Annotated in this window: 25 protein-coding genes; 13 read left to right on the top strand and 12 right to left on the bottom strand. The window is 71.2% G+C overall.

Annotated features, from left to right (window positions below; all coding sequences use genetic code 11):
• Positions 1-86: 86 nt before the first annotated feature.
• The gene (argH, locus tag ACIBUY_RS36000; RefSeq protein ID WP_399154890.1) at positions 87-1,514 is read right to left on the bottom strand and encodes an argininosuccinate lyase; all 1,428 of its coding nucleotides are present in this window, start codon (positions 1,512-1,514) and stop codon (positions 87-89) included.
• 217 nt (positions 1,515-1,731) lie between these two features.
• On the opposite strand from argH, the gene ACIBUY_RS35995 reads away from it, so the two are divergent.
• From ACIBUY_RS35995 to ACIBUY_RS35975, 5 genes are all read left to right on the top strand, one after another.
• A complete protein-coding gene (locus ACIBUY_RS35995) occupies positions 1,732-2,001 on the top strand; it encodes a hypothetical protein (protein ID WP_399154889.1) in 270 nt (89 codons plus the stop codon).
• A complete protein-coding gene (locus ACIBUY_RS35990) occupies positions 1,998-4,382 on the top strand; it encodes a hypothetical protein (RefSeq protein WP_399154888.1) in 2,385 nt (794 codons plus the stop codon). The genes ACIBUY_RS35995 and ACIBUY_RS35990 overlap by 4 nt, the downstream gene beginning before the upstream one ends.
• A 59-nt stretch (positions 4,383-4,441) precedes the next feature.
• Entirely contained in the window at positions 4,442-5,029 is a 588-nt protein-coding gene (locus ACIBUY_RS35985; protein ID WP_365573672.1) for a pyridoxamine 5'-phosphate oxidase family protein, read from the top strand.
• Between the two features lie 3 nt (positions 5,030-5,032).
• Entirely contained in the window at positions 5,033-5,806 is a 774-nt protein-coding gene (locus ACIBUY_RS35980) for a L,D-transpeptidase (protein ID WP_399154887.1), read from the top strand.
• 68 nt (positions 5,807-5,874) lie between these two features.
• Positions 5,875-6,945: a bile acid:sodium symporter family protein gene (locus tag ACIBUY_RS35975; protein ID WP_365573678.1), complete on the top strand. Its 1,071-nt coding sequence runs from the start codon at positions 5,875-5,877 to the stop codon at positions 6,943-6,945.
• Between the two features lie 226 nt (positions 6,946-7,171).
• Here the strand turns inward: ACIBUY_RS35975 and ACIBUY_RS35970 are convergent, their stop codons facing one another.
• Genes ACIBUY_RS35970 through argC form a run of 5 tightly spaced genes read right to left on the bottom strand, consistent with a single transcriptional unit; the run spans position 7,172 to position 12,120 of the window.
• Complete coding sequence (locus ACIBUY_RS35970; protein WP_365573681.1) at positions 7,172-7,753, bottom strand: arginine repressor; 582 nt, start codon at positions 7,751-7,753, stop codon at positions 7,172-7,174.
• A 26-nt stretch (positions 7,754-7,779) separates the two neighbouring features.
• Positions 7,780-9,009 carry an acetylornithine transaminase gene (locus ACIBUY_RS35965; RefSeq protein ID WP_365573684.1) on the bottom strand — a complete coding sequence of 410 codons (1,230 nt, stop codon included), beginning with the start codon at positions 9,007-9,009 and terminating at the stop codon, positions 7,780-7,782.
• Entirely contained in the window at positions 9,006-9,938 is a 933-nt protein-coding gene (gene argB / locus ACIBUY_RS35960; protein ID WP_365573687.1) for an acetylglutamate kinase, read from the bottom strand. Before argB ends, ACIBUY_RS35965 begins: the two co-directional genes overlap by 4 nt.
• Positions 9,935-11,086, bottom strand: coding sequence for a bifunctional glutamate N-acetyltransferase/amino-acid acetyltransferase ArgJ (argJ, locus tag ACIBUY_RS35955; RefSeq protein ID WP_399154886.1), 1,152 nt, complete (start codon positions 11,084-11,086; stop codon positions 9,935-9,937). The genes argB and argJ overlap by 4 nt, the downstream gene beginning before the upstream one ends.
• Positions 11,083-12,120: an N-acetyl-gamma-glutamyl-phosphate reductase gene (gene argC, locus ACIBUY_RS35950; RefSeq protein WP_399154885.1), complete on the bottom strand. Its 1,038-nt coding sequence runs from the start codon at positions 12,118-12,120 to the stop codon at positions 11,083-11,085. Before argC ends, argJ begins: the two co-directional genes overlap by 4 nt.
• A 164-nt stretch (positions 12,121-12,284) precedes the next feature.
• Here argC and ACIBUY_RS35945 point away from each other — a divergent pair, with 164 nt between their 5' ends.
• The 3 genes from ACIBUY_RS35945 (at position 12,285) to ACIBUY_RS35935 (ending at position 14,790) form a co-directional block, all read left to right on the top strand.
• On the top strand, positions 12,285-13,028 hold the full coding sequence (locus ACIBUY_RS35945; protein WP_399154884.1) for a VOC family protein: 744 nt from the start codon (positions 12,285-12,287) through the stop codon (positions 13,026-13,028).
• Between the two features lie 133 nt (positions 13,029-13,161).
• On the top strand, positions 13,162-13,755 hold the full coding sequence (locus ACIBUY_RS35940) for an XRE family transcriptional regulator (protein WP_365573696.1): 594 nt from the start codon (positions 13,162-13,164) through the stop codon (positions 13,753-13,755).
• Positions 13,756-13,866: 111 nt separating this feature from the next.
• On the top strand, positions 13,867-14,790 hold the full coding sequence (locus ACIBUY_RS35935; protein ID WP_399154883.1) for a class I SAM-dependent methyltransferase: 924 nt from the start codon (positions 13,867-13,869) through the stop codon (positions 14,788-14,790).
• An 83-nt stretch (positions 14,791-14,873) separates the two neighbouring features.
• Here ACIBUY_RS35935 and ACIBUY_RS35930 read toward each other — a convergent pair whose 3' ends face one another.
• Complete coding sequence (locus ACIBUY_RS35930; RefSeq protein ID WP_399154882.1) at positions 14,874-17,360, bottom strand: alpha-L-arabinofuranosidase C-terminal domain-containing protein; 2,487 nt, start codon at positions 17,358-17,360, stop codon at positions 14,874-14,876.
• Between the two features lie 121 nt (positions 17,361-17,481).
• Between ACIBUY_RS35930 and ACIBUY_RS35925 the strand changes: the two genes are divergently transcribed.
• Complete coding sequence (locus tag ACIBUY_RS35925; RefSeq protein WP_399154881.1) at positions 17,482-17,925, top strand: DUF6314 family protein; 444 nt, start codon at positions 17,482-17,484, stop codon at positions 17,923-17,925.
• On the opposite strand, the gene ACIBUY_RS35920 is transcribed toward ACIBUY_RS35925, so the two are convergent.
• The 3 genes from ACIBUY_RS35920 to ACIBUY_RS35910 form a co-directional block, all read right to left on the bottom strand.
• Positions 17,900-18,478 (bottom strand): histidine phosphatase family protein, encoded by a 579-nt coding sequence (locus tag ACIBUY_RS35920; RefSeq protein WP_399154880.1) that lies wholly within the window; start codon positions 18,476-18,478, stop codon positions 17,900-17,902. The two genes, ACIBUY_RS35925 and ACIBUY_RS35920, sit on opposite strands and share 26 nt — an antisense overlap.
• Before the next feature lie 83 nt (positions 18,479-18,561).
• Positions 18,562-19,029, bottom strand: coding sequence for a GNAT family N-acetyltransferase (locus ACIBUY_RS35915; protein WP_399154879.1), 468 nt, complete (start codon positions 19,027-19,029; stop codon positions 18,562-18,564).
• 10 nt (positions 19,030-19,039) lie between these two features.
• The gene (locus ACIBUY_RS35910) at positions 19,040-20,494 is read right to left on the bottom strand and encodes a PLP-dependent aminotransferase family protein (protein ID WP_399154878.1); all 1,455 of its coding nucleotides are present in this window, start codon (positions 20,492-20,494) and stop codon (positions 19,040-19,042) included.
• Here ACIBUY_RS35910 and ACIBUY_RS35905 point away from each other — a divergent pair.
• Both ACIBUY_RS35905 and ACIBUY_RS35900 read left to right on the top strand, forming a co-directional pair.
• Positions 20,493-21,449 carry a DMT family transporter gene (locus ACIBUY_RS35905; protein ID WP_399154877.1) on the top strand — a complete coding sequence of 319 codons (957 nt, stop codon included), beginning with the start codon at positions 20,493-20,495 and terminating at the stop codon, positions 21,447-21,449. The two genes, ACIBUY_RS35910 and ACIBUY_RS35905, sit on opposite strands and share 2 nt — an antisense overlap.
• A gap of 76 nt (positions 21,450-21,525) precedes the next feature.
• A complete protein-coding gene (locus ACIBUY_RS35900; RefSeq protein WP_365573719.1) occupies positions 21,526-21,723 on the top strand; it encodes a DUF1918 domain-containing protein in 198 nt (65 codons plus the stop codon).
• A gap of 22 nt (positions 21,724-21,745) precedes the next feature.
• Here the strand turns inward: ACIBUY_RS35900 and ACIBUY_RS35895 are convergent, their stop codons facing one another.
• Positions 21,746-22,975, bottom strand: coding sequence for a glycoside hydrolase family 10 protein (locus ACIBUY_RS35895; protein WP_399154876.1), 1,230 nt, complete (start codon positions 22,973-22,975; stop codon positions 21,746-21,748).
• A 186-nt stretch (positions 22,976-23,161) separates the two neighbouring features.
• Between ACIBUY_RS35895 and ACIBUY_RS35890 the strand changes: the two genes are divergently transcribed.
• Positions 23,162-24,022, top strand: coding sequence for a 3-hydroxybutyryl-CoA dehydrogenase (locus ACIBUY_RS35890; protein WP_365573725.1), 861 nt, complete (start codon positions 23,162-23,164; stop codon positions 24,020-24,022).
• Between the two features lie 222 nt (positions 24,023-24,244).
• On the top strand, positions 24,245-24,502 hold the full coding sequence (locus ACIBUY_RS35885; protein WP_365573728.1) for a hypothetical protein: 258 nt from the start codon (positions 24,245-24,247) through the stop codon (positions 24,500-24,502).
• Positions 24,503-24,519: 17 nt separating this feature from the next.
• On the opposite strand, the gene ACIBUY_RS35880 is transcribed toward ACIBUY_RS35885, so the two are convergent.
• Entirely contained in the window at positions 24,520-25,050 is a 531-nt protein-coding gene (locus tag ACIBUY_RS35880) for an NUDIX hydrolase (protein ID WP_365573730.1), read from the bottom strand.
• Positions 25,051-25,126: the final 76 nt, after the last annotated feature.

Genomic DNA, 25,126 nt, shown 5'->3' with positions numbered 1-25,126 from the left:
CCGGGGACTTCACACAACGCAGGGCCCGGCCCGTCCACGGATGGACGAACCGGGCCCTGCACCTTGCCTGTTGGAGCTGCCGCTCGCTACTTCTTCGCGTCGGCCCAGGCCCGCTGGACCGAGAGGTCCTGCTTGACCTCGGCGAGCTGGACGGCGACCGCGCTCGGCGCCGTGCCACCGCGGCCGGAGCGGGAGGCCAGCGCGCCCGGCACGTTGAGCACGGTGCGGACCTCGGGCTTGAGGTGCTCCGAGATCTTCGCGAACTGCTCGTCGGTGAGCTCGTCGAGCTCGATGCCGTGCGCCTCGCACTCCTTGACGCAGGCGCCGGCCACCTCGTGCGCGACCCGGAACGGCACGCCCTGCTTCACCAGCCACTCGGCGATGTCGGTGGCGAGCGAGAACCCGGCCGGGGCCAGCTCCTCCATGCGCTCCTTGTTGACCGTGAGCGTGGCCATCATCCCGGTGAACGCGGGGAGCAGGACCTCGAGCTGGTCGCAGGCGTCGAAGATCGGCTCCTTGTCCTCCTGCAGGTCACGGTTGTACGCGAGGGGCATCGCCTTGAGCGTCGCGAGCAGGCCCGTGAGGTTGCCGATGAGGCGTCCCGACTTGCCGCGCGCCAGCTCGGCGATGTCCGGGTTCTTCTTCTGCGGCATGATCGACGAGCCGGTGGAGAACGCGTCGTGGAGCGTGACGAAGGAGAACTCCTTCGTGTTCCAGATGATGATCTCCTCGGCGATCCGCGAGATGTTCACCCCGATCATCGCCGTGATGAACAGGAACTCCGCGACGTAGTCACGCGAGGCCGTGCCGTCGATCGAGTTCGGCGCGGAGCCGCGCTCGAAGCCGAGGTCCTGCGCCACCGCCTCCGGGTCGAGGCCGAGGGAGGAACCGCCGAGCGCGCCCGAGCCGTACGGCGAGACGGCCGTCCGCTCGTCCCACTGCCGCAGCCGCTCCGCGTCCCGGGACAGGGACTGGACGTGGGCCAGGACGTGGTGCGCGAAGAGGACCGGCTGGGCGTGCTGCAGATGCGTACGGCCGGGCATCGCGACGTCCGGGTGCGCCTCGGCGAGGCCGACCAGGGCCTCCTGGAGGTCCGTGATCAGGCCGCCGATGATGCGGGCGTGGTCGCGGATGTACATCCGGAAGAGCGTCGTCACCTGGTCGTTGCGCGAGCGGCCCGCGCGGAGCTTGCCGCCGAGGTCGGGGCCGATGCGCTCGAGGAGACCGCGCTCCAGGGCGGAGTGCACGTCCTCGTCCTCGATCATGCCGACGAACGAGCCGTCCGCGACGTCGGCCTCGAGCCGGTCGAGCCCCGCGATCATGCGGGTCAGCTCGTCCTCGGTGAGCAGGCCCGCCTTGTTCAGCACGCGTGCGTGGGCTCGCGAGCCCGCGATGTCGTACGGCGCCAGGCACCAGTCGAACTGGACGGAGGCGGAGAGTTTCACCAGGGCCTCGGCGGGGCCGTCGGCGAACCGGGCGCCCCAGAGGCGGACATCGCCGGTGCTGCTGCTCACGTGCTCTGCTCCTCAAGCCGGTGGACCGGCCGATCGATGTGCGGCCGTCTTCCTGTGCATGAGTATGCAGGACTCTGCATGATTCGTCAATCGTTGCCGGTGCGTCAGGCCCAGCGACCCGGCCCGAGGGCCGACCGGCCCCGCTCGCCCGCGCCCCATACGCGGTACGAAAGACACCCCTGGCTCCGGTCCCATCGTGCCCCTTTGGGAGGCCGCCGTGAACGAGCTGTTCCCCTTCGCCTGCGGGCTCGGACTCGGCGTGCTGCTCGGGGTCCTCGCGCCGCGCATGCGCTGGTTCTTCGCCGCCGCGGCCTCCCTCGTGCTGGGCGCCGCGGCCACCGTGGTCAGCGGCGAGTGGGCGATCAGCCCCGCGTTCCTGCTGATCGACGTGCCGCTGGTGGCGTGCTCCGCCTTCCTGTCGTACGCGGTGGCCCGCCGACTGCGCACCCGCGCCGTGGGGCGCCGGGGCACGGCGGCCCGGCCGTGACCGCGATCCAGAACGTCAGCCTGGTGCGCGAGGAATCCACCGCCGACGTCCATCTCGTGGTCGGCGACGTGAAGTTCAAGGTCGCGGACGACGCGGACTTCACCGCCCTCGGGCTGCGCCGCTCCCAATGCCGCACGGTGACGCCCGGTTCGCTGCAGCGGTTCCAGGAGCGTCCACTGCGCCCGGGGCCCGCGACGCTCCCCTCCGACGTGTACACCTACGAGTCCGGCTGCCGCGCCACGTACGACGCGGCCGACGGCCGCTACTACAGCAACTGCGTCAGCCTCGCGTTCACCGCACGCCGCCACGTCCTGGTCGCGGGCTGGCTCCGCGAGGGCCATCCGTACGCCAACCGGTTGCCGCACGGCCTGGAGGACGTGCACTACGACATCGATCTCGACCCGGTCTTCCTGGAGCGCATGTACGGCTACGACGGGGTGAGCGAGGCGCTCGTGGACGCGTACTGGCCGGGGCACCTGCTGGAGAACGACAAGGACCGCCCCGCCCCGGTCCCCCTGCGGATCGCCACGCTGCGGCCGCCCACGGGCAGCGCGCAGCAGCGGCGCGTGCCCTTCTCGTCGTGGATCATGCCGGGCGTGAACGTGCCGTGGATCCATCCGGAGCTGGAGGCCTGGCACGTAAACGATCAACCACCCTTCGAATTCGGCCAGTTGAGGGCCCACTCGCAGGGGCGCGGCCCCGCTCCCGCGGGTTGGCGGCCCCTCGCGAACGACGACAACTCCTGGTTCCCCTTCCCGCCGGTCAACCCGGAGGGTGCTGCCCGGTCGTTGCAGGCCGGTGACTACGTGGTGCTGCGCGGCTCGCTCTGGCAGGACCACCACCACGGCATGCCGGGGCCGTGGGCCCGCGGCAACACCCTGGGCCACAGCGACTGGACCCTGGAGATGCATCCGCCGGACTGGATCTGCCGCACCCGGTCGCCGGGGTCCGACGCCCGGGTCAGCGTGGGCACCCTGGACATCTGCACGCCGGAGACGACGGGCCCCGAGATGGCCGCCACGGTCACGGTGACACCGGAGTTCGCCCCGTCCTCGTCGCAGCGCACCCTGCGGCTGCGGCGCGGCTGGGCCGAGATCGACGTGAACTGTACGGATGGCTCGACCATCCTCAGGTACGGCCTGACGACCTCTCCGGAGGGCGTGGTCGGGCGCTTCTCGGTGGAGCCGACCGCGGGCCGGCAGGGCCGGATGAAGGGTGCCGTCTTCGCGGCGTGGGCGGAGACGGACGTTCGGGACGAGGTGTGGATCGAGGACGCGCTGCCGGCCGGGGCGACTGCGGCGGCCGACGGCGGGGACACGTGGGAGTGGACGGACGCCGCTCCGTTCCCGTTCACCGGCGCCCTGGCGCACCGGTCGGCGTTCGCCTCGGGCGAGCACCAGCACTACTTCTCCAACGCCGCCCCGGCGATGGCCGTGGCCGCGGGAGACCAGTTGTTCACGATGGTCCAGCTGGATCCGGAACGACCGCCGGACGAGGTGATGGTGCAGTTCTACGCGGACGGCTGGGAGCACCGCGCCTTCTGGGGCGACGACCTCATCCCCTGGGGCACCCCCGACACCCCGGGCCGCGCCAGGATCGGAGACCTGCCGACGAGCGGCGAGTGGGTGCGCCTCGAGGCGGACGCGGGGGCGCTCGGCCTCGTCGGCGCCGCCGTGACCGGGGCGGCCTTCACTCTGTACGGCGGCTCCGCCCTGTGGGACCGCACCGGCGTGCGGCGGGGCGTGCCGTGGCAGGACATGGGCCCGGCCCCGCAGCTCCGGGGGCTCGCCCACCTGGGCGGCAGGCTGTACGGCGTCACCGCGCAGGACGAGTTGGCGACCAAGGACCTGACGGGCGTCGGCACCCCGGCCGGGTGGTGGACGGTCGGCCCGGGCGGCGGCTGCACCACGCTGGCCGCCACCACGCTCGGCCCCGCGCACCGCCGCGTCCTGTTCGGCACCCGCCCCGACCAGTCCCTCTGGTTCCGCAAGACCGCCCCCTGGCCCGACGACGACGAGCAGCCGGAGTGGACGAGGGCCGGGCACGCCAACGACGTGACCGCGCTCGCCGCCCGCGGCGACCGCCTCTACTGCACCGACCGCGGCAACCGGCTGTGGTGGCGCACCGCGTCCCTCACCGACCGGGAGTGGACGCCGGTCGGCCACGCCGACGCGGTGGTCGCGCTCACGGTCACCGCCACGCACCTGTACGGCGTGACGGGCGACGGGCGGCTGTGGCGGCGCCTCCAGACGGACGCGGACCGGACCTGGGACCTGGTGGGCTCGTCGCCACCGGGCGGCACCGCTATCGGGCTCGCCGCCGACGGGACGTGGCTGTGGGCGACGAACGCCACCAACCGCCTGTACCGGCTGCCCCTATGACTTCCCCTCGCGTATCGGCGACGCATCGGCACGGACGGCGCTCCCTCATAATCACCGGCATGGGAAAGACGTACGAACGCATAGACGGCCGGCTGCGCACCTTCATCGAGGCGCAGCCGATGTTCTTCACGGCGACGGCTCCGCTCGCGGGCGACGGCACGGTCAATCTGTCGCCCAAGGGGCTCAAGGGATCCTTCGTGGTCATCGACGAAGTGACCGTCGCCTACCTGGACTTCGCGGGGTCCAACGCGGAGACCGTCGCGCACCTGCGGGAGAACGGCCGGATCACGCTCATGTGGTGTGCCTTCCAGGGGCCACCGAGCATCGTGCGGGTGCACGGCCGCGGCGAGCCCGTCTTCCGCGACGACCCGCGCTTCGCCGAGCTGCTCGCACACTTCGACGACATCGATCCGAGCCGCAACGGGCTGCGCGCCATCATCGTCGTGCACGCCGAACTCGTCCGTGACACCTGCGGATACGCGGTGCCCTTCATGACGTACGACGAGGACCGCACCCTGCACGGGGACTTCTTCGCCCGCAAGGACGACGACGCGCTCGACGCGTACTTCCAGAAGAAGGAGCACATCGGGCAGAGCCTGGACGGGCTACCGGGGCTGCCTCTGCCGCTGCCGCCCGCTACGTTTTGACCCATGCGTCCTTTACGAGCAGGCCGAGCAAGTCGAGCAGGTCGAGCAGGTCGAGCAGGTCGAGCCGGTATCGCCAGTGCTGTTGCCGTGTGTGCCGTGCTCGGCGCCGCGGCGCCCGGTTCGGCCGGGTCAGCCGGTTCGACCGCCGTCCCGCTGCCCGCGCGGATGGCGGACACGGGTGGCGGGAGCCAGTTGATCACCGCGGAGGCGCCCAGGGCGTCCTCGACGAGCGGCACCGTGACCTGGTGGGACCGGCGGGCCGACGGCCGCTGGGTGAAGGCCGGTTCGGCTCCGGCCAGGTTCGGGGCGAAGGGCCTGGTCGAGGGGGCGAAGCGGAAGCAGAGCACGAACACCACGCCCGCCGGCCTGTACGACCTGCCGTTCGCGTTCGGCAACGCGGCGGCGCCGCGCGGCACTTCGGTGCCGTACCGCACCGTGCACCGCACGTCCTGGTGGTGCCAGGACAACGACTCCCGCGCCTACAACCGCTGGACCGAGCCGCGCCCGCGCGACTGCCGCGCCTCCGAGTCCGAGCACCTCGCCGACTACGCCACGCAGTACGCGCACGCGCTCGTGGTCGGCTTCAACTACCACCGGCCCGTGCACGGCCGCGGCGCCGGGATCTTCCTGCACGTGAACGGGCGGGCGGCGACGGCCGGTTGCGTGTCCGTGCCGAAGGACGCGATGCGGCGGATCGTGCAGTGGGTCCGGCCGCAGCGGGCGCCGCACATCGCGATCGGGACGTCGGGCGGGGCCACGGCCATCACCCGGTACTGACATCCATGTAGCGACCACATACCGAGACGGGGTTGCATGCCCCTTCCACGGCGGCGTTGCATCGCCCGGTGCGAAGCGAAACCGAACAGACGACCAAGCCCACCCCCGATGCGGGCGCGACGAGCGGGACGAGCGGAACGAGCGGGACGAGCGCCACGGACAAGGACACCGACCGGGCGGCCCGGCTCGCGGTCACCGTGTTTCCCGTACTCGTGCTCGCCGCGGGCGCGTTGGGGCTGCTGCTGCCGGACACGTTCTCGGACTTCAAGACCGATGTGCCCTACCTCTTGGGCATCGTCATGTTCTGCATGGGTCTCACCATGACTGTGCAGGACTTCAAGGGCGTCGCCCAGCGACCGTGGGCCGTCGGGCTCGGGCTCGTCGCGCACTACGTGATCATGCCGGGGCTCGGCTGGCTGATCGCCAACGCCCTTGATCTGTCGCCCCAGTTGGCGGCCGGTGTGATCCTCGTCGGGTGCGCGCCCAGCGGCACGGCGTCGAACGTCGTCACCTTCCTCGCGCGCGGCGACGTGGCCCTGTCCGTCTCCGTCGCGACCGTGTCCACGGTGCTCGCGCCGCTCGTGACCCCGCCGCTGACGCTGCTGCTCGCCGGGGAGTACCTGCCCGTCGACGCGGCCTCGATGATGACCGACATCCTGAAGACCGTGCTCCTTCCTGTGATCGGCGGGCTCGTGGTCCGGCTGTTCTTCGGGCGCTACGTGGACCGGGTGCTCAGCGTCCTGCCGTGGCTGTCGGCGCTGACCGTCGCCGTCATCGTGGCCGTCGTGGTGGCGGGCAGCGCCGCCGCGATCAAGTCGGCGGCCGCTCTGGTGCTGCTCGCCGTCGTCCTGCACAACGGGCTCGGGCTCGCCCTCGGCTACGGCGCCGGAAAGGTCGCCCGGCTCGGCCCGCCCGCCTCCCGCGCCATGGCGTTCGAGGTCGGCATGCAGAACTCCGGACTCGCCGCCTCCCTCGCCACCGCCCATTTCAGCCCGCTGGCCGCCCTGCCCGCCGCCGTCTTCTCGGTGTGGCACAACGTGTCGGGCGCGATCGTCGCCGCATGGATGTCGTACCGGGCCCGGGCCACGGCCTCTGCCTCCGCCGTCACCTCCGCCTCCGCCACGGCCGCCCAGGACTGACGCACCTCGGCGTGAACGGTCCCGGCCGGCTCGTCGCGATCGTCGTGGGCGGTGGGCTCTACGCCCGCCGATGGCCATGGACAGGACCGCCGACTCCCGAGTCCTGCTTGCCGGGAACGTCATCGCCGCCCCGTACCGGAACGTGCGGGTCTGCTTCGATCCGGCACCCCTGGTCGCGGACATTCCTGGAGGGGCGGAACTTCTCGCGGACCGGCGGAACAAGCACTCAGTGCTCGTTCTGCGCCAGCCTCAGCAGATGTTCCGCCAGCGCCTGGCCCCCCGCCGGGTCCCTGCTGATCAGCATCAGGGTGTCGTCGCCGGCGATCGTGCCGAGGATGACGTGCAGTTCGGCCTGGTCGATGGCCGAGGCGAGGAACTGGGCCGCGCCCGGGGGCGTACGGAGCACGACGAGGTTCGCCGAGGCCTCGGCGGAGATGAGCAGTTCACCGGCGAGGCGGCGCATGCGCTCCTCCTTCGCCGATTCGCCGAGCGGGGCCTGCGGGGTGCGGAAACCGCCCTCGCTGGGCACGGCGTAGATCAGCTCGCCGCCGGTGTTGCGGATCTTGACCGCGCCCAGCTCGTCCAGGTCACGGGAGAGCGTGGCCTGGGTGACGGTGAGGCCGTCGTCGGAGAGCAGCTTCGCCAACTGGCTCTGCGAGCGCACCGGTTGCCGGTTGAGGATGTCCACGATCCGGCGGTGGCGGGCGGTGCGCGTCTGCGGCACGGCGGGGCCGTGCGGGTGGTGGGCGAGTGCCGCGTTCCTCGCGGCCCGCTCGTCTCTCTCCGCCTTCTCCGCGTTGCTGCTCATCGTCGTCGTCCCATTTCCTCAGGTCCTTAAGGTCGTGCTTCCCCGTCGGCCGCGGCCGCGTCCAGTACGGCGGGCAGCGCCGCGAGGAACGCGTCCGCCTCTTCGTCGGTCAGGTTCAGCGGGGGCATGAGCCGGACGACGTCGGGTGCGGGCGCGTTCACCAGGAAGCCCGCGTCCTGGGCCGCCTGCTGCACCTGGGGTGCGCGCGGCCCGGTGAGCACGATACCCAGCAGAAGGCCCGCGCCCCGGACATGGCCGATCAGCGGGTGGCTGCCAATCCCTTCGGGGTCTTCGATTCCGGCCGTGAGCTTCTCGCCGATGCGCTTGGTGTTCTCCAGGAGGCCCTCGCCGGCGATGGTGTCGAGGACGGCGAGTCCGGCGGCGCAGACGACCGGGTTGCCGCCGAACGTCGTACCGTGCTGGCCGGGCCGCAGCAGCTTCGCCGCCTCGCCGAACGCGACGGTCGCGCCGAGCGGCAGGCCGCCGCCGAGGCCCTTGGCGAGCGTGACGACGTCGGGCTCGATGCCGTCGTCCGCCTGGTACGCGAACCAGTGTCCGGTCCGGCCGATGCCGGTCTGCACCTCGTCCAGGACCAGCAGGGTGCCGGTGGCGCGGGTGATCTCCCGGGCGGCCTTGAGGTAGCCGGGGTAGCCGGAGGGCGGCACCACCACACCGTTCTCGCCCTGGATGGGCTCGATGATGACGAACGCCGTGTCCTCGGTGACGGCCGCCCGCAGCGCGTCCACGTCTCCGTACGGGACGTGCGTGACGTCGCCGGGCAGCGGCGTGAAGCCGTCCTGCTTGCCGGGCTGGCCGGTCAGGGCGAGGGCGCCCATGGTCCGGCCGTGGAAGCCGCCGGTCGTGGCGACCATGTGGCGCCGCCCGGTGAGCCGGCCGATCTTGAAGGCGCCTTCGTTGGCCTCGGCGCCCGAGTTGCAGAAGTAGACGGAGCCGTCCCGGCCGAAGAGCTGGAGCAGCCGCTCGGCGAGGGCGACGGGCGGCTCGGCGATGAACAGGTTCGAGACGTGACCGAGGGCGCCGATCTGCGCGGAGACGGCCTCGACGATTGCCGGGTGGGCATGGCCGAGCGCGTTGACCGCGATGCCGCCGACGAAGTCCAGGTACTCCTTGCCGTCGGCGTCCCACAGCTTGGCGCCGGCGCCCTTGGCGAGGGCCAGTCGCGGGGTGCCGTAGTTGTTCATGAGGGCGCCCTGCCAGCGCGTCGTCAACTCTGCGTTCGTGGCGTGCTCGCTCATGAGTTGGTGTCCCCCTCCGCGTCGGGCACGACCATCGTGCCGATGCCTTCGTCCGTGAAGATCTCCAGCAGGATCGAGTGCTGGACCCGCCCGTCGATGACGCGGGCGGTGTGCACTCCGTTGCGCACAGCGTGCAGGCAGCCCTCCATCTTCGGGACCATGCCGCTCGCCAGCTCGGGGAGCAGCTTTTCGAGTTCGGTGGCGGTGAGCCGGCTGATGACCTCGTCCGAGTTCGGCCAGTCCTCGTAGAGGCCTTCGACGTCGGTCAGCACCATCAGCGTCTCGGCGTCCAGCGCAGCAGCGAGTGCCGCAGCCGCCGTATCAGCATTGACGTTGTAGACATGCGCATCGTCCTGGGAACGGGCGATCGAGGAGACGACCGGGATCCGGCCGTCGGCGAGCAGGGCCTCGATGGCGCCGGTGTCGATCGCGGTGATCTCGCCGACGCGGCCGATGTCGACCAACTCGCCCTCGATGCGGGGCTGGTGCTTGGTGGCGGTGATGGTGTGCGCGTCCTCACCGGTGAGGCCGACGGCGAGCGGGCCGTGCTGGTTGAGCAGGCCGACGAGCTCGCGCTGCACCTGTCCGGCGAGCACCATCCGTACGACGTCCATGGCGTCCTCGGTGGTGACCCTGAGGCCCGCCTTGAACTCGCTGACGATGCCGTGCCGGTCGAGGGCCTTGCTGATCTGCGGGCCGCCGCCGTGCACGACGACCGGCTTGAGTCCGGCGTGGTGCAGGAAGACGACGTCCTGCGCGAACGCGGCCTTCAACTCCTCGTCGATCATGGCGTTTCCGCCGAACTTGATGACGACGGTCTTGCCGTGGTGCCGGGTCAGCCAGGGCAGCGCCTCGATGAGGATCTGGGCCTTGGGGAGCGCGGTGTGCTTGCGCGCGGTGGGCTGCTGGGACTCTGCCGTCTCGCTCATGAGGAGTACGCGCTGTTCTCGTGGACGTAGTCGGCGGTCAGGTCGTTGGTCCAGATCGTCGCGGTCTCGGCGCCCGCGGCGAGGTCGGCGACGATGTGGACCTCCCGGTAGCGCATGTCGACCTTGTCGCGGTCCTCGCCCACTCCCCCGTTCTTACAGACCCATACGCCGTTGATCGCGACGTTCAGCCGGTCCGGCTCGAAGGCGGCGGACGTCGTGCCGATGGCGGAGAGCACCCGGCCCCAGTTGGGGTCCTCGCCGTGCAGGGCGCACTTGAGGAGGTTGTTCCGGGCGATGGAGCGGCCGACCTCGACGGCGTCGGCCTCGGTCTCCGCGTTGACGACCTCGACCTTGATGTCCTTGCTGGCGCCCTCGGCGTCACCGATGAGCTGCCGGCCGAGGTCGTCGCACACGACCCGTACGGCGTTCGCGAACTCGGCGTATTCGGGCGTCACTTGGGAGGCGCCCGACGCGAGGAGGAGCACCGTGTCGTTCGTCGACATGCAGCCGTCGGAGTCGACCCGGTCGAAGGTGACGCGGGTGGCGTCGCGCAGGGCCTTGTCCAGGACGTCGCTGTCGAGGTCGGCGTCGGTGGTGAGGACGACGAGCATGGTGGCGAGGCCGGGCGCGAGCATGCCGGCCCCCTTGGCCATGCCGCCGACCGTCCATCCGTCGCCCTCGTACACCGCGGTCTTGTGCACGGTGTCGGTGGTCTTGATGGCGATGGCGGCCTTCTCGCCCCCGTGGTCGGACAGCTGGGCGGCGGCGGTCTCGACGCCGGGCAGCAGCTTGTCCATCGGAAGCAGGACGCCGATGAGGCCGGTGGACGCGACGGCGACCTCGCCGGCGCTCAGGTCGAGGACCTCGGCGACCTTCTCGGCGGTGGCGTGCGCGTCCTGGAAGCCCTTGGGTCCCGTGCAGGCGTTGGCCCCACCGGAGTTGAGGACGACCGCGGAGACGAGCCCGCCCTTGAGGACCTGCTCGGACCACAGGACCGGGGCGGCCTTGACGCGGTTCGAGGTGAAGACGCCCGCGGCTGCCTGACGGGGGCCGCGGTTGACCACGAGGGCCAGGTCCGCGTTCCCGCTCTCCTTGATTCCGGCGGCGATGCCCGCGGCCTGGAATCCCTTGGCTGCCGTCACACTCACGGCGCGACTCCGATCGTCGAGAGCCCGGTGGTCTCGTCGAGACCCAGGGCGATGTTCATGGACTGCAGGGCGCCGCCGGCGGTGCCCTTGGTGAGGTTGTCGATGGCGCTGATGACGATGACGCGGCCCGTGTCGGACGCGGACTCGTCGTACGCGACCTGGATCTGCACCGCGTTCGACCCGTACACGGAGGCGGTGGCGGGCCACTGGCCCTCGGGCAGGAGGTGCACGAACGGCTCGTCGGCGAACGCCTTCTCGTACGCGGCCCGCACGGACTCGGCCGTGGTGCCGGGCTTCGCCTTGGCGCTGCACGTGGCGAGGATGCCGCGCGGCATGGGGGCGAGGGTCGGCGTGAAGGAGACGGAGACCCGCTCGCCTGCCGCCGCGCTGAGGTTCTGGATCATCTCGGGGGTGTGCCGGTGGCCGCCGCCCACGCCGTACGGCGACATGTTCCCCATCACCTCGCTGCCGAGGAGGTGGGGCTTGGCGGCCTTGCCCGCGCCGGAGGTGCCGGACGCGGCGACGATCACGGCTTCGCTGTCCACGAGCCCGGCCACGTACGCCGGGAAGAGGGCGAGCGAGACCGCCGTCGGGTAGCAACCGGGCACCGCGATGCGCTTGGACCCCTCCAACGCGGCGCGACCACCCGGCAGTTCGGGCAGGCCGTACGGCCAGGTGCCCGCGTGCGCGCTCCCGTAGAACGCCTCCCAGTCGGCGGCGTCCTTCAGCCGGAAGTCCGCCCCCATGTCGACCACGAGCACGTCGGGACCGAGCTGCTCGGCGACCGCGGCGGACTGGCCGTGGGGCAGGGCGAGAAAGACGACGTCGTGCCCCGCGAGCACGTCCGCGGTGGTCTCCTGCAGGACGCGGTCGGCGAGCGGAAGCAGATGCGGCTGCAGCGCACCGAGCGGCTGTCCCGCGTTCGCATGGCCCGTCAGGGCACCGATCTCCACCTCGGGGTGGGCGAGCAACAGGCGCAGCAGCTCGCCGCCCGCATACCCACTCGCTCCCGCCACTGCTGCGCGTACCGCCATGGAACCCTCCTCCTGGATGGCATGACTATACGTCGTGCTGCACGTTTATGCAATCGGTTGGATCAGGCGGCCGGGTCGTGGCCGGTGGCCACGGTCCGGCCCTGCCAGGCTATGCAGCGGAACTCGACGCCCAGCAGTGCCGCCCCCGACATAGGGTCGCGGGCATGGCACTGCGACCTGTCAGCGTGAACATCAAGGCCCTGGACGACGCGCTGGTCGGTGGGTTCTGGGCGGCGGCGCTCGGGTGGGGCGCGTCCAGCGAGCGCCCCGGAGTGACCAACGTCGAACCCGGTGTCGGATTCGTCAGGCCCGACGCGGCCGCCGTCGTCATCGACGTCGTCAGCGTCCCGGAGCCGAAGACCGCGGCGAAGAACCGTGTGCACCTCGATCTCGCGACCACCTCCGAGACCCACCAGGCGGAGTTGGCCGAGCGGCTGCGGGCGCTCGGTGCGACGCCCGTCGACATCGGTCAGGGCGGGGTGCCGTGGACGGTGCTCGCCGACCCGGAGGGCAACGAGTTCTGCGTGCTGGAGCCGCGGGACAGGTACCGGGACACCGGGCCGGTCGCCGCGATCGTGGTCGACTGCCTCGACCCGCGGGACATGGCCCGCTTCTGGGGCGGAGCCACGGACTGGATCGTCCACGAAGTGGACGACGACTACGCGGTGTTGCGCTCCTCCAAGAAAATCGGCCCCTATCTCGAGTTCCTCCGGCGGTCCGAGGGCAGAACCGTGCCGGACCGGGTGCACGTCGACCTGATGCCGTACGCCGGTGACGACCGGGCGGCCGAGGTGGACCGGCTGCGGGCCCTCGGCGCCACCTGTCTCGACCTCGGCCAGGGCGATACCGCGTGGACGTGCCTGTCCGACCCGGAGGGCCACGAGTTCTGCGTCCTCGCCCCGCGCTGACCGTCACACAGACTCAGGCGGCCTTCTCGGCCAACTGGTTCGTGGACAGATTCGTGGACAGATTCGTGGACAGATTCATGGACATGGGGACGACCGCAGGCACGCCTTGCGGCTCGGGCATACAATGTTGCGTATGACGCAAGACAATGGCGACCTCGACAGCCTCGTGCGTAAACGCGTCCGCGCCCTGCGGGTGGCCCAGGGCTGGTCACTGGAGGAGCTGGCCTCCCGCGCGCAGGTCAGCCAGTCCACGCTCAGCCGGATCGAGAACGGGCAGCGGCGCCTGGCCCTGGACCAGCTCGTCACGCTGGCCCGCGCACTCGACACGTCCCTCGACCAGCTCGTGGAGACGGACACGGACGACGTCATCTCGAACCCGATCATCGACAGCGCCCACGGTCTGATGCGCTGGCCGCTCAAGGCGGATCCGGGCATGACCGTCGTACGGCAGCGCATGACCAACCCGCCGCCCGACAACCCCTCGCGGATGCGCGCCCACCCGGGCCGCGAATGGCTCGTCGTGCTGTCCGGCACGGCGGTCCTGCTCCTCGGGAACCGGCGGCTGCGGATCGAGACCAACCAGGCGGCGGAGTTCCCCACGATGCTCCCGCACGCGATCGGCGCCGAGGGCGGGCCGTGCGAGATCCTCGGCATCTTCGACCGGGACGCACGCCGCGGGCACCAGCGCGCCGAGGCCGCCGAGAAGGCAGCCCGCGGCAACGCCTGAGCCCGCCGCCACCTGGTGTTCCTTGCGCGCGGCGCCACCCGGGCGGCCATCGTCTTGCGCTTCCCGGAAGACACCGGGACCGGCGCCCCCGGCCCGCCTAGCTTGGAACGCATGAACCACCCTCACGCACCCCAAGAGCAGCACGAGCACCACCGGCACAACCACGGCCACAGCAACAACCACAACCCCAGCCACAGCCACAGCCACAGCCACGATCACGACCAGGCCGACATCCTCGACCTCGACGCCGACGTCCTCGCCGGGCACCTCGCCTCGCTCACCGCACGGCTCCCCGTCGAGGCCGACCCCCGCCGGATCGTGGACCTGGGCTGCGGAACCGGCGCCGGCACGCTCGCCCTGCTCGAGCGCTTCCCCGGGGCGCAGGTCACGGCCGTCGACTCCTCCCCCGCCCATCTGGAGCGGCTGCGGGAGAAGGCCGCCGCGGCCGGGGTCGCCGACCGGGTGCGGCTCGTGGAGGCCGACCTCGACGCCGCGCAGTGGCCCGCGCTCGGCACCCCGGAGCTCGTCTGGGCCTCGGCCTCCCTGCACCACATGGCCGACCCGGAGCGCACGCTGCGCCAGGTCCACGAACTCCTCGCCCCGGGCGGCCTGTTCACCGTCGTCGAGCTGGCCGGGTTCCCGCGGTTCCTGCCCGTGGACGCCCCCGAGTCGGCCCCCGGTCTCGAGGAGCGCTGCCATGCCGCCCTCGACGGGAGCAACGCCGGGCGGCTCCCCCACCGCGGCGCCGACTGGGGTCCCCTGCTGACCCGGGCGGGCTTCACCGTCGAGGCCGAGCGCACCCTCCCCGTCGACATCGCCGCGGACCACGACAACGCGGTGGGCCGCTACGCGCTGAGCAGCCTGCGGCGGATCCGTGCGGGTGTCTCGGACGTCCTGTCGGCCACCGATCTGGCGGCCCTGGACGCACTGCTCGACACCGAGGGGCCGCAGAGCGTCCTGCGCCGCGGCGATGTGGGCGTACGGACCGAACGCACGGTGTGGACCGCCCGGCGCGACCGGCCGGATTCCGTCTGAGCGGGGCATCAGCCCGGTCAGCCGCGCCGATTCCCGCCGCGAGCGACGCGCCCCGTACCTGCGGACTCACTTCCCGGGCTCGTTCACCTCTTCTTGATCCTGAGGAACGTCACCGAGTTCGGCGGGAACGTGTACGTGAAGGTGTCAGCGACCCCGGTGAACGTCGAGGTCACCGGCTTCACGGGCGTCGCGTCCGCGGTGTTCTCGGCGCCGGGCGCCGCCGTGAGCGTGGTCACGGCCGCGGTCTTCGCGACCTTGGCGCCGCCGAGGTTCACGGTCGTACGGGCCTGCGCGTCCTGGGCGTTGACGACCTTGAGGATCGTGTCGCCGGTCTTCTTGTCGCGGGTGACGACCTGGCGGAACGGCTCGGCGGGCTTGTCGTCCGTGAAAGAACCCCATTCCTGGCCGTCGAGCAGGAGCGTTACCTGGCGGCCGCGCACCTTGATGTCGATGTCGTAGGCGCGGCCGGTCTCGATCGTCCCGGGCTTGGTGACGAGCGTCGACTTGCCGCCGTTCACGGCCTGTTCGACGGCGGACTGCGTGTTGTTCCAGCCGCCCAGGTTCCACCAGTAGTAGTTCCCGGTGTCCTTGACGCCGAAGGCGACGAGGAAGCCCTCCTTGCCGGACTTCTTGGTGGCCTTCACGTGCAGGTCGTAGTCGTGCCAGCTCGGGTCGCCCGCGGTGACCAGGGTGTTCTCGGCGGCCGCGTCGGACTGGACGTAACTCCCGTCCTGGACGGCCCAGTTGCCGCTGCCCGTGCCGGTCCACTGCGCGGCGTCACCGCTGAAGTCGTCGCTCAGCAGGGCGGTGCCGTCGGCGCCGGTCACCCTGACGTCGTCGTACGCGGCACTCGTCGCCCACGTCGACAGGCCCACGGCGCCGGTGATCGGCTGCAGCGTGGACGGGGTGGCGCCGGCGGTCGACGGGACGACCTGGTCGCCGACGTTGCGCATGAACAGTTTCTGCACCTCGTAGTCGGCGGAGCCCCACGACTTCTGATCGTCGAACCAGATCATGTCGGGGCGCCACTGCACGGTGTCGGTGCGGGCGAACAGGGGCGCGTAGGAGGCGAGTTTCACGACGTCCGCATTGCGTTCGAGTCCTGTCATGTAGGAGGCCTCGGACAGGGCGTTGGCCCAGGTGTTGCCGCCGGATGCGTACTCGCCGAGGAACACCTTCGGGCCGCTGCGGTCGTAGGAGTCGTAGCGGTCGTTGTTCTGCAGGAACCACTGCGGGCTGTTGTAGTAGTGCTCGTCGACCATGTCGACGTTCGCGTCCTTGTTGAGCTTCCAGGCCTCGTCGAAGGTCGAACCGCTGTCGTCGGGACCGGAGTTGGAGATGACGGTGACGTCCGGGTACTTGGCGGCGATGGCGGTGCGGAACTGCGTGAAGCGGGCGAAGAAGTCCGCGGGCAGGTTCTCCTCGTTGCCGACTTCGAGGTGCGTGAGGTGGAACGGCTTCGGGTGGCCCATCCGTGCGCGGACCTTGCCCCACGTGCTGGTCACGGGCCCGTTCGCGAACTCGATGAGGTCGAGCGTGTCCTGGATGTGCCGCTTCAGGAGCGCGTCGTCGTCGGTGGCCCTGTTCTGGCCGCAGCCGGTGACGAGCGCCGGGACGACGGGCAGCGGCATCGCTCCGATGTCCTCGGCGAACTGGAAGTACTCGTAGTAGCCGAGGCCGTAACTCTGGTTGTAGCCCCAGAAGTTGGCGTTCGTGGCGCGCTGCTCGACCGGGCCGACCGTGTCCTTCCACTGGTAGGAGCGCTTGCGCTGGTAGCCGGACGCCTCGTCGTAGCCCTCCATGGAGCCGGTGTTGACGAGGCAGCCGCCGGGGAAGCGCACGAAGCCGGGGTGCAGGTCGGCGACCTTCTGGGCGAGGTCCTTGCGCAGGCCGTTCGGACGCCCCTTATAGGTGTCACGGGGGAACAGGGACACCATGTCGAGCGCGGCGTCCCGGGTGGTGGCGACGGAGAGGCGGCCCGTGGCGCTGGCACGGGTCGCGGTGAAAGTCGCGGAGTACTTGGCCCAACCCCCCTTGACCGCCACCTTCTTGGGGGCGGCGAGCGCACCGTCCGCGTCGGCCAGCGTGACGGTGAGGTCGGTGTCGGCGCGCGCCCACACCGAGAAGTCGTACCGCTCGCCCTTCTCGATGTTGATGCCGGTGCCGTACGACGAGTTGCTGACCGATGAACCGGCGCCCAGGGAAAGGTAGTTGCGGTTGCGCGCGTTCAGCCGGCCGGCGTCGTCGACGACCTGGGCCGTGCCGGTCGTCGTCCACGCCGTGAGCGGCGTGTACGCCTTGTTGTCCGCGGTCGAGTACTCGAAGGAGCGGTTCTGGACGAGCTCGGCGTACAGCCCTCCGTCGGCGGCCCGGTTGATGTCCTCGAAGAAGACGCCGTACATCGAGTCGTCGATGGTCGCACCCGTGCGGCTCGGGTCGACGGTGACGGTGTAGTCGGTGACGTCGGCCGCCTCCGCGGCCGACGACGGGAGGACCGCGGTCCCGGCGAGCAAGGACCCCACCGCGGCCCCGAGCCCGATTCTCCAGCGCCTGCGTCGTCCACGCGTCATACGCTTGCCTCCACCTTGCCTGTTCGGTATTTCGTACGTCGTCCTAAACTGCGAACGGCAAGATAGGAAGCAGCGGTACGCGCGTCAACGGTTCGCGCAGAGGTGTACGGGAGTGATGTGCGTGACGGGTGAACTCTGGCCGGTTTCCGACGTGTTGGCGTTCCTGACCGGGAGCTGGCGGGTGGACCGGACCGTGCGCGATCTCGCCGCCGACGCGACCGGCACGTTCACGGGCACGACGGCGTTCACGCCGCGCGAGGACGGCGGGCTGCTGCACGTCGAGTCGGGGACGTTCACCTGGCACAAAGTGACCCGCCCCGCCGAGCGCACCCTGCACTACCTGCCGGGCGAGGAGCCGGGCACGGCCGAGGTCCGCTTCGCCGACGGCCGCTTCTTCCACGGCCTCGACCTGCGCACCGGGCGGCACATCGCCGACCACCCCTGCTCGGCTGACCTCTACCGGGGCGAGTTCGAGGTGGCCGACGCCGGGCGCTGGCGGACGGTGTGGCGGGTGAAGGGGCCCGCGAAGGACCTGGTCCTCACGACGGAGTACCGCCGAGCCTGAGGTTCCAGCGGCCGGGATGCCCGGTGACGGTGGCCGTCGACAGCGGGCGCACGTCGAGGTTCCAGTACGTCGACGGCGGCGCCTTCAGGGCGTAGACGACGGCGGCCCGCACCACGGACGGCTCGGCGATCGCGACCATCCGCGTGCCGTCGTCGGCGGGCCGGGTGTCCAGCCAGGCGCCGATCCGCGAGATGAAGGCGAGCAGCGACTCACCGCCGTGCGGCGCCGAGCGCGGGTCGCCCAGCCAGTGGTCGACGGCGCGCGGTTCGACGGCCGTGACCTCGGCGAGCGTACGTCCGCGCCAGCGGCCCATGTCGCAGTCGCGCAGGGCGGGCTGGGCCAGCGGGGCGAGCCCGAGGGCATCGCCGGTGGCGCGGCTGCGCGGGGTCGGTGAGCAGTAACGCAGCTCGGCGGCGGCCAGCGGGCCGAGGCCCGGCGCCGCGCGCTGCACCTCGTACCAGCCCGCGTCGTCGAGCGGCCGGTCGTCGTCGAAGCGCTCGGCGAGCAGGGAGGAGCTGCGCGCGGCGGCGAGGAGCGTGACGCTGAGCTGCATGGCGGTGATCGTGTAACTCACCGGTAGCCCAGGTCAAGGGTTTGCCCTCAGTGAGAATCCCCGTGAGAATCCCGGCAGGAACCTCAGCGGGAATCCGCGGGGACTCCGGGCCGCAGGGACTGGTCGAAGTACAGGACCATCCACTGGTCGGGGCCGGGCAGCGGCTCGAAGCCGACCTGCGCGTACACGCCGTGCGCGTCCCGGGTCGCCAGCAGGATCCGGCGGATGCCGAGCGGCTCCAGGTGGTCGCGGACCGCGGCGACGAGGCGGGTGCCGAGCCCCTTGCCGCGCACGGCCGGATCCACATAGACGTCGCACAGCCAGGCGAACGTCGCGTGGTCCGTCACCACGCGCGCGTACGCCACCTGCTCGCCCGAAGTCCCGTCGTACACACCGAAGTTGAGCGATCCGTCGATCGCCACGTCCTGCTTTTCGCGGGGTCGCCCGCGGGCCCAGTAGGCGTCGTCCGAGAGCCAGCGGTGGACGCGTGCGGCGTCGATCCGGGCGCGGTCGTGGGAGATCTCGTAGCCGTCGTCAAGGGTGTCGGTCATCCCGTGATCGTTACAGGCCGGGGGCGGCGGCGTCGAACCCATATCCGCGCGACGCCGTCGCGAGGCGGCGCACCCCTTCGGCGATCTCCGACGTCCCCGCGACCGCGACGAAGCTCAGCCGGACGTACGGGGCGGGCGGCTCGGCCGCGAAGTACGGGCGGCCCGGTGCCACGGCCACGCCCTCGCGCAGGGCGCCCGCGACGAGGCCGCGCTCGTCCGTGCCGTCGGGCAGCCGGGCCCACAGGTGGTAGCCGCCGACCGGGACGTACGGCACGGAGAGCGCGGGCAGGTGCAGGGCCAGGGCGGCGGCCAGGGCGTCCCTGCGGTTCCGCAACTCGCCCGCCACCGTGCGCAGATGGCGCGGCCAGGCCGGGGAACCGACGAGTTCGAGCGTGGCCTCCTGCAAGGGGCGGGGCACGAAGAGCTGGTCGACGACCTGGATGGCGCGCAGCCGCTCCAGGACGGGGCCGCGGGCGGCGAGGCAGCCGATGCGCAGGCTCGGCGAGGTCGCCTTGGTCAGCGAACAGACGTGGACGACCACGCCGTCCGCGTCGTCGGTGGCCAGGGGCCTGGGCAGCGGGCCCGCGTCGTCGTGCACGAGGCGCCGCACGAAGTCGTCCTCGATGACGAAGGCGCCGGCCTCGCGGGCGATGCGCAGCACCTCGGGGCGCCGCTCGGCGCTGAGCACGGCGCCGGTCGGGTTCTGGAACAGCGGCTGGCACACGAAGAGGCGGGCGCCGGTCGCGCGGAAGGCCTGCGCGAGGAGTTCAGGGCGCACGCCGTCCCGGTCGACGGGCACCGGCACGGGACGCAGGCCCGCGGCGCGCGCGATCGCCAACATGCCCGGATAGGTGGGCGATTCGACGAGGACGGGCGCGCCGGGCGGGGCGAGCGCGCGCAGCGCCGTGGCGAGCGCCGACTGGCCGCCGGAGGTGATCAGCACCTCGGCGTCGGTGACGGCGCCGCCGATGCCGCGGGCGAACCAGGCGCGCAGCTCGGGCAGTCCCTCGACGGGCGGCCGGTCCCAGGCGCCGGGGCGGCGGCCCGCGCGGGCGAGGGCGGCGGCCAACGCGGCGGTGGGCTGCAGGACTTGGTGCAGATAGCCGCCGTTGAACTCGATCACCCCGGGCGGCGACGCGGCGAGCGTCACGAGGACCCCGGAGGCGTCGACGGCGCGGGGCACGAGATCGGTGGCGGCGTCGGCGCTGAGCGCGACCTCCTGCCAGGAGGTGTCGCCGACGGGCGCGGCCGTACGCGGTGCGGCCTTGAAGGCGCCCGCGCCCGGCCGGGTCACGACGAGGCCCTCCGAAGCGAGCTGCGCAAGCGCCCGCGACACGGTGACCGGGCTGACCCGGAACCGGTCGACGAGCGCCCGGCTCGACGGCAGCTTCTCACCTTCCGAGTAGCGGTCCAGCTCACTCTTCAACTGTTTCGCCAAGTCACCTACGCTGCTACGCTCTTGCATGAGAACAGAGAATAGCGCTACCGACCAGACCGCGATAGCGGTTGCCGGGCCCACCGCGGACCCGAGGCACCCGGCGGACCTCGCGACCCGTCCGCCGGGCACCGCGTCCGGGACCCTGCTCGCCGCGCTCGGCGTCACCGCCTTCTCGCTCACCTTCCCCTCCACCGCCTGGGGTCTCGAAGGCTTCGGCCCGTGGTCCCTGGTGAGCGTGCGCAGCGTGCTCGCGGCCGTGATCGCGGGTGCCTGTCTACTGACCCTGCGCGTGCCCGTCCCGCAGCGCCGCCACTGGGCGGGCCTCGCGGTCGTCGCGGCCGGTGTGGTGCTCGGCTTCCCGATGCTCACCACGCTCGCGCTGCAGACGGCGACGACCGCGCACTCGGCGGTGGTCGTGGGCCTGCTGCCGCTGACCACGGCCGTGTTCGCGTCGCTGCGCACCGGGGCCCGCCCCTCGCGCACCTTCTGGATCGCGGCGTGCGCGGGCGCCGCGGCCGTCATCGGCTTCACGGTGCAGCAGAGCGGCGGCGCCCTCACCCGCGCCGACCTCTACCTCTTCGGCGCGCTGCTGATCTGCGCCGCCGGTTACACCGAGGGCGGCCGGCTCGCCAAGGTCATGCCGGGCTGGCAGGTCATCGCCTGGGCGCTGGTGCTGTGTCTGCCGATCGCCGTCGTGGGGGCGGGTGTCGCGCTCTCGTACGAGCCCGTGCACCTCACCGGGCACGCGGTGACGGGCCTGCTGTGGGTGTCGGTGGTGTCGCAGTTCCTCGGCCTGGTCGTCTGGTACAAGGGCATGGGCCTGATCGGCGTACCGAAGGCCAGCCAACTCCAGCTCGCCCAGCCGCTGTTGACCCTGGTCTGGTCCGTGTTCCTGCTGGGCGAGACGCTGCCGGTCGCGGCGCCGCTCACCGCCGTGGCGGTCCTGGTGTGCATCGCGGTCACCCAGCGCGCCCGCAGCTAGGGTCAACTCCCGTGGTGAGCCGTAGACTTGGCGCAATTCACGGGCACGTAGAGGTACGACTGGGGGGTCACACCCGATGCGCGCAACCGTAGGCGACCAGCTCCTGGTGCACGGCCGGATCGTCGGGCAGCACGACCGGGTCGCGCAGATCATCGAAGTGCTCGGTGCGGACGGCGGTCCGCCGTACCGGGTCCGCTTCGAGGACGGCCACGAGGCGATCATGTCGCCGGGGCCCGACTCGGTCGTACGCCACGGCGAGGTCCCTCAGGAGTAGGGCCACTCAGGCGCAGGGTCCCTCAGGGGTAGTGGTCCGCGACGACGCGGGCCATCGCCCCGATCCGGTCCTGCCCGACCTCCCTGGCCGAGAAGAAGACGTGCCCGCCGACCTCGCGGAAGGCGGCCGCGTAGGTGAGGTGCCGGGACAGTTCGGCGGGGTCCTGCCAGGCGGCGGGCTGCGCCGGATCGCCCGCCTTGTAGAGGGCCTCGCCGACGTACAGGCGTACGTCCGTGCCGTGCACCGCGTCGGCCCACCACGGCACGAGCTTCGCGTAGTCGGCGGCGGCGAACCCGATGTTCCAGTACACCTGCGGGCAGATGTAGTCGATCCATCCCTCGCGCACCCACTTCCGGGTGTCCGCGTGCAGGTCGTCGTAGGTCTGCACCCCGGCCGTGGTGTCGGACCCCTCGGGGTCGGTCGCCCTGTTGCGCCACACCCCGAACGGGCTGATCCCGAACCGCACGCGAGGCCTGGTCCGGCGGATCCCGCGCGCCGTCTCCCGTACCAGACGGTCGATGTTGTCGCGCCGCCAGGCGGCCCGGTCGGGGAAGCCGCCGCCGTACGTGACGTACGCGGCGTCGTCGTCGAAGGTCTGGCCCGCGACCGGATACGGGTAGAAGTAGTCGTCGAAGTGCACGGCGTCGACGGCGTACTTCTCCACCGCGTCGAGCATCGCGCCCTCGACGAAGCGCCTGACCTCCGGCAGACCGGGGTTGTAGTAGAGCTTCCCGCCGTACGGGACGACCCAGTCGGGGTGCAGCCGCGCCGGGTGCGTGGGGATCAGCCGGCTCGGGTCGGTGTGGTTCGCGACGCGGTAGGGGTTGAACCAGGCGTGCAGCTCGAGGCCGCGCCGGTGCGCCTCCCGCACCGCGGTGCCGAGCGGGTCCCAGCCCGGGTCCTCGCCCTGGGTCCCGGTGAGCACCGCGGACCACGGCTCGTACGGGGACGGCCACAGGGCGTCGGCGGTGGGCCGCACCTGGAAGATCACCGCGGTCAGCCGGCGGCGCACCGCCGTGTCGAGGTGGGCGATCAGCTCCGCCCGCTGTTCGGCGGCGGTCAGGCCCGCGCGCGAGGGCCAGTCACGATTCGCGACGGTGGCCAGCCACATGCCCCGCATCTCGCGCCTTTTGCCCGACATGCTCCGATTGTCCTGTGCCGACTCAGGTGTGGCGACGGCGTCCCCGGCCGTCAGTCCGGCCAGCGCCACCGCGGCGCCCGCCGCGAAGGCACGGCGTGAGATACGTCCCATGGTTCCCCCCGTTTTCCTGTGCCACGGTATTGCCCGGATGAACAGGCGTTAACCCGGGCTCCACCCCTCCTCTGTCCACGGGGTAACGTGCAGATCCGAAAGACCCTGCTGGACCCGCAACAAATCTGAGAATCCTGCTGCCGGTGACCCCGGGCGATCAGCGAAAGGCACGAGGTGACGGACCCCTTGACTGACATCACACGCGTCGGAGTGGTGGGCTGTGGCCAGATGGGCGCCGGCATCGCGGAGGTCTGCGCCCGCAGCGGTCTCGACGTGATGGTGGCCGAGACCACCGGGGAGGCCCTGGAGATCGGGCGCACCCGACTGCTCAACTCCCTCGCGAAGGCCGCCGCGCGCGGCAAGATCAGCGAGGAGGAGCTGGCGGAGACGCAGTCGCGCCTCACCTTCACCACGGACCTCGGCGAGTTCGCCGACCGTGACCTCGTCATCGAGGCCGTCGTGGAGAACGAGCAGGTCAAGACGGAGATCTTCCAGGTCCTCGACCAGGTCGTGACCCGCTCCGACGCGATCCTCGCCTCGAACACGTCGTCCATCCCGCTGGTGAAGCTGGCCGTGGCGACGTCCCGCCCGGACCACGTCATCGGCATCCACTTCTTCAACCCGGCCCCGGTGCAGAAGCTCGTCGAGCTGATCCCGGCGCTCACCACCTCCGAGGGCACCATCAGCCGTGCCCAGGCCCTGGTGGAGAAGATCCTCGGCAAGCACGCGATCCGCGCCCAGGACCGCTCGGGCTTCGTGGTCAACGCGCTGCTCGTGCCCTACCTGCTCTCCTCCATCCGGATGTTCGAGTCGGGCATCGCCAGCCGCGAGGACATCGACAACGGCATGGAGCTGGGCTGCGCCCACCCGATGGGCCCGCTCAAGCTCTCGGACCTGATCGGCCTCGACACGATCGCCTCCATCGCGGACTCGATGTACGCCGAGTACAAGGAGCCGCTGTACGCCGCTCCGCCGCTGCTGCAGCGGATGGTCGACGCGGGCCGGCTCGGCCGCAAGTCGGGCTCGGGCTTCTACACGTACGTCTGACGATGAGGACGTGCGCCTGATCAAGGGCACGTACACCTGATCACACTCCGTGCTCGACGACGGGCCCGGTGTTCTTCGGAACACCGGGCCCGTTTCGTTCGCACGGGGCACGCGCGAGTGACCCGCATATGCCCTCCGCACACGCTCCCGCCGTGTCCACCAGGCGAGTTGACTTCCGGTGCGCACAACAGGGATGTGACGACTACGGAAAGGAGCGGACTCGTGACCACCGACCCGGAGCATCCCGTGGTCCCTGAAGAACTCGCAGAGTTACGCCGCGTCTTCGAGGTAGGACTGACCCGTATCGACGGCCAACTGGCTTTGCTCGCTCACCGCGACGACCAGACCGCCAAGGATCACGACGACCTGAGCGCGCGGATCGCCGCGCTGGAGCACACGCGCTGGCCCCTGCCCGCGGTCGCGGCACTGACCGCGGTCGGGGCACTGGCCATCGCCGTGTGGCAGGCGCTCGGCCGTTAGCGCGTGCGGGAGGCGTGCTAACCCAGCCGGAGATGGTGCAGCAACAGCAGCGCGGCCGCCATGTTGGCGGCCGGGACCTCTCCGCGAGCGATCATGTCGGGGACGAGTTTGAGGTGGACCCATTCCCTGCGGTCCGACTCGAAGTCGTCCTGGGGGTGGCCGATGTACGTTGCTTCGTCGGTCCAGTAGATGTGGTGTCGGGCGTCCGTGAGGCCGTTGGACGGTTCGACGCTCAACAGATGCCGCAGTGGTCCCGGCCGCCAGCCGGTCTCCTCCTCCAGTTCTCGGGCGGCCGCGCACGCGATGTCCTCGCCGTCCTCGACGACGCCTGCCGCCAGCTCCCAGCCCCAGCTGTCGGTGATGAAGCGGTGCCGCCACAGCAGCAGCACCTCGTTCGCCTCATTCACGACCGTGGCCACCGCCACGGGCCGCATGCGTATCAGGAAGTGGTCGAGGTGTCGGCCGTCAGGCAGTTCGACGTCGGCCAGATTGACGCTGAACCACCTGTTTTCATACACAGTTTGTTCGTTCTGTTTCGTCCACTGCACGGTTCTGCCACCTTCCGCCGAGTTGATGGCAATATCGCAGCAGTGGCGTCTCCGGTCGCCCTTCGAAAGGGCTCAA

The sequence above is a fragment of the Streptomyces sp. NPDC050085 genome (genome assembly GCF_044460595.1).
Lineage (GTDB): Bacteria > Actinomycetota > Actinomycetes > Streptomycetales > Streptomycetaceae > Streptomyces.
This window is presented reverse-complemented; position numbering and strand designations above follow the sequence as displayed.

Excerpts from the sequence above, each read along its gene's own strand:
- ACIBUY_RS35985 (WP_365573672.1), top strand. The coding sequence starts at position 4,442 with ATGGGAAAGACGTACGAACGCATAGACGGCCGGCTGCGCACCTTCATC.
- ACIBUY_RS35980 (WP_399154887.1), top strand. The coding sequence starts at position 5,033 with ATGCGTCCTTTACGAGCAGGCCGAGCAAGTCGAGCAGGTCGAGCAGGT.
- ACIBUY_RS35970 (WP_365573681.1), bottom strand. The coding sequence starts at position 7,753 with ATGAGCAGCAACGCGGAGAAGGCGGAGAGAGACGAGCGGGCCGCGAGG.
- ACIBUY_RS35965 (WP_365573684.1), bottom strand. The coding sequence starts at position 9,009 with ATGAGCGAGCACGCCACGAACGCAGAGTTGACGACGCGCTGGCAGGGC.
- argB (WP_365573687.1), bottom strand. The coding sequence starts at position 9,938 with ATGAGCGAGACGGCAGAGTCCCAGCAGCCCACCGCGCGCAAGCACACC.
- argC (WP_399154885.1), bottom strand. The coding sequence starts at position 12,120 with ATGGCGGTACGCGCAGCAGTGGCGGGAGCGAGTGGGTATGCGGGCGGC.
- ACIBUY_RS35945 (WP_399154884.1), top strand. The coding sequence starts at position 12,285 with ATGGCACTGCGACCTGTCAGCGTGAACATCAAGGCCCTGGACGACGCG.
- ACIBUY_RS35940 (WP_365573696.1), top strand. The coding sequence starts at position 13,162 with ATGACGCAAGACAATGGCGACCTCGACAGCCTCGTGCGTAAACGCGTC.
- ACIBUY_RS35935 (WP_399154883.1), top strand. The coding sequence starts at position 13,867 with ATGAACCACCCTCACGCACCCCAAGAGCAGCACGAGCACCACCGGCAC.
- ACIBUY_RS35930 (WP_399154882.1), bottom strand. The coding sequence starts at position 17,360 with ATGACGCGTGGACGACGCAGGCGCTGGAGAATCGGGCTCGGGGCCGCG.
- ACIBUY_RS35920 (WP_399154880.1), bottom strand. The coding sequence starts at position 18,478 with ATGCAGCTCAGCGTCACGCTCCTCGCCGCCGCGCGCAGCTCCTCCCTG.
- ACIBUY_RS35915 (WP_399154879.1), bottom strand. The coding sequence starts at position 19,029 with ATGACCGACACCCTTGACGACGGCTACGAGATCTCCCACGACCGCGCC.
- ACIBUY_RS35905 (WP_399154877.1), top strand. The coding sequence starts at position 20,493 with ATGAGAACAGAGAATAGCGCTACCGACCAGACCGCGATAGCGGTTGCC.
- ACIBUY_RS35910 (WP_399154878.1), bottom strand. The coding sequence starts at position 20,494 with ATGCAAGAGCGTAGCAGCGTAGGTGACTTGGCGAAACAGTTGAAGAGT.
- ACIBUY_RS35900 (WP_365573719.1), top strand. The coding sequence starts at position 21,526 with ATGCGCGCAACCGTAGGCGACCAGCTCCTGGTGCACGGCCGGATCGTC.
- ACIBUY_RS35895 (WP_399154876.1), bottom strand. The coding sequence starts at position 22,975 with ATGGGACGTATCTCACGCCGTGCCTTCGCGGCGGGCGCCGCGGTGGCG.